Genomic DNA, 3,118 nt, shown 5'->3' on the forward strand with positions numbered 1-3,118 from the left:
TGGCGGAGAAGTAGGGATTCGAACCCTAGATGCCCTTTTGGGGCATACTCACTTAGCAGGCGAGCACCTTCGGCCTCTCGGTCACTTCTCCACTTATAATAGGTGCGGTTTGCTATGATACCGTGAACGGGAAAAAGATGCAAGGAGCACTGCGGTGAGAAACAGAAAGGATGCGCGGCGAACGGCTTGCCTGCGCCTCATGCGGATGAATGCGAACAGCTCGTGCGCTGCGAAGCGCCCGATCGCTCGCGATATCGCCCCAATGCGCCCAGCGGTTTCCCTCGCCGCCGTACTCGCGGCTTGCCTTCTCGTGCTTGCTGTCGCTTTGATGGCGGCATTGCCTCGCGTTGCATTCGCTGCCGGTTCGTACTCGAGCCCGAAAACCGACATCACCATGCAGGTGGAAACGGACGGATCGTACCGGGTCATCGAGTATCGCGTCCTCGATTTCCAGGGCGATTCGGCATATGTCGGCTGGTCGTTCACCAGCCTTGCCGAAACGGCGAGCGTGCAGATCAACGGCATGCGCCTCGCTCAAGCCGACGCCGACGGGAACGTCGAGGGTGACTGGAAGACGCTTTCGAGCACCTCGTTTTCCGATAAATGGCTCGCCGGGGGCGCCTCCAGCGGGGCCACATATGCTTACGACAACGCGAAGAACACGCTCTATGCTTTCCCCCAGGTGGCCGATTCCCGCGTAATCGTGGAACTCGACTACTCCATCACGAATGCGGTTCTCGCCTACAAGGATATCTCCGAGGCGTACTGGACCTACGTCTCTCTCGATTGGCCGGTGGCCTCGGAAAACGTCACGGCGACAATTACGCTTCCCGTCGCTCAAGGAGAGACGGTCATTCCGAACGACACGGTGCGGGCATGGGGGCATGGTCCCCAAAACGGTACGGTCTCGGTTGATTCGGCGGGAACGGTCGTGCTCCACGACGACGTGGTAAACCCCGGTCAGTACGCAACGGCCCACGTGCTGTTCCCCGCATCGTGGCTCACGCACCTCGACGGCAAGAAGATGCTCGCGAATCGCGCGACGGCGCGGCTCGATTATGCGATTGCCGAAGAGAAGGTGTGGACCGATTCCTGGAGTTTCCAACAGGAAGCCCTTTTCACGACCTTCGCCTTGATAGCTGTCGTGTGCGCGGCGATTCTGGCTGCGGCGGCGATCGCCTATGCCCGCTGGGGCCGAGAATACCCGTCTGATTTCTCGGGGAAGTACTATCGGGATGTTCCCGAAGAGGGTTTGGAGCCTGCGGTGGCAGGGCGTCTTTGGCGCTGGAACCACGATGACATGCGTGACTTCACGGCGACGGTGATGCGGCTTGCGCATAAGGGCGTGCTGCGCATCGAGGCGAGCGATCCCTCCAAAGACACAGCTCCCACCTGGTATCTCTCGGTTGCCTTCGGAGCGCCGACGGGAAGCCTCAGCGCGCTTGAATCTTCCGCGCTGGAGATTCTCATGGGACACAGCGCTCTTGGCGACTCCCGCTCGCTCAACCAGCTGAAGCAGCGTGCGGTCGATCAGCCCGAGGCTTTTATCGAGTCGATGAGCGCATGGCAGGCCTCGCTTGGCAAGGCGTGCGAGGAGCGCAACTTCTTCGAGGCTGCGGGCAAGCGCGCGCAAAAAGTGTTCCTCATCGTGGCCGGCGTGACTGCTGTCGCGGGAGTCGCCATTGCGATCATCACGATAAACCTGATTCCCGCCGTGCTCGCGCTTCCGACCGCCATGGCGACGACGCTCGTCGCGAACTACCTTCCGAGGCGCACCGAGAGCGGCAATAACCTGATCTCGCGTTGCAAGGGGCTTCGCAATTGGATGCGCGACCTGGAGAAACTCGACGAGCCCGTATCTCTTTCCCCGTCGCAATGGGGAGAGCTTCTGCCTTTCGCCTATGAGTTCGGCGTGGCTGACGAGGCGGTGTCGTTCCATGGCGCGCCCCAGCCGGCTGTTTGGCAGACGTGGTACGAGACGAAATCCCAAACCGCGTTGGCGCGCGTGCGGCGCCTCGCTGCGGCTCCGGCGATCAACGAGTGTTTGAAAGACTCGCTTCAGGCGGCGCATACCGCGATCGCGAAGCGCGAGGAGTCCCAGGCGACGGGCGGCGGGTTCGGCAGGAAATAGCGGGGTCTTAAGGCGTCATGCGGGCCAACCGCCCGTATGCGGCGGTTCTCGGCCCTGTCTCGAAGGAAGAAGAACATCATCCATGGCAAATATCCCATCTTGGGTCTATAAGCTCCTCATTGTTCTCGCGACGATTATCTGGGGTTTCAGCTTCGTCGTCATGAAAGACGTCGTGGCCGTGCTGCCCCCGGCGTGGCTTTTGGGCATGCGCTTTCTCTTTGCGGGCGCGTTGCTGCTCGTGATACTGCGCAAGCGCGTCATGCGGTTCTGCTCGTGCAAGGTCGTGACCTACGGGTTCATTCTCGGGGTGCTCGACTTCACCGCCTTCTGGCTGCAGACGGTGGGGCTCAAGCACACCACGCCGGGCATCAACGCGTTTCTGACCGCGACGTATTGCGTGCTTGTGCCGTTCGCCTGGTGGCTCATCGCGCGTAAGCGCCCGACCGCGTTCAATATCGTTGCGGCGATTGTGGCCGTGTGCGGCATTTGGCTTGTGTCGGTGAGCTCGTCAGGTGAGACGCTCTCCATCGGCTTCGGCGAGGCGATGACGCTTGGCTGCGCGGTCGCATTCGCGGCTCACATCGTCGCCGTCTCGAGATTCGCGCAGAAATGCGACGCGCTTGTTTTGACGGTGTTTCAGTTCATCGCGGAAGGCGCGCTCGGAATCGTCTTCGGCGCTGCGACCGAAACCTTCCCGGGTATCGCGGCGTTCACCCCTGAAATCATCGGGCAGATGCTGTTCCTCGCGGTGTTCGCGTCCGTTGTTGCGTTCGGTATCCAGAACGTGTCGCTCGCGCATGTGCCACCCACCCAAGCATCGCTTCTCTTGAGTCTGGAATCGGTGTTTGGCGTGGTGTTTTCCATCCTGTTGTATGGCGAGCAGATGACGTTGCGCCTTGTGGTGGGCTTTGTGCTGATCTTTGCTGCTATAGTGATCAGCGAGACATTACCGTTGAAGGAGAAGCCATGTCGGAGAAAAACAACATC

At 60.6% G+C, this 3,118-nt stretch carries 2 protein-coding genes and 1 tRNA gene; 2 read left to right on the plus strand and 1 reads right to left on the minus strand.

Annotation, left to right across the window (positions count from 1 at the left end):
- Window positions 1-91 (minus strand) — tRNA-Ser (locus Q0G18_RS09240).
- 63 nt (window positions 92-154) lie between these two features.
- Between Q0G18_RS09240 and Q0G18_RS09245 the strand changes: the two genes are divergently transcribed.
- The gene (locus Q0G18_RS09245) at window positions 155-2,131 is read left to right on the plus strand and encodes a DUF2207 domain-containing protein (protein WP_297152366.1); all 1,977 of its coding nucleotides are present in this window, start codon (window positions 155-157) and stop codon (window positions 2,129-2,131) included.
- Between the two features lie 82 nt (window positions 2,132-2,213).
- Window positions 2,214-3,118: DMT family transporter (locus tag Q0G18_RS09250; protein ID WP_297152369.1), on the plus strand; the 905-nt coding region annotated here is incomplete at its 3' end.

The organism is uncultured Ellagibacter sp. (assembly GCF_934636505.1).
Taxonomy (GTDB): Bacteria; Actinomycetota; Coriobacteriia; order Coriobacteriales; family Eggerthellaceae; genus Ellagibacter.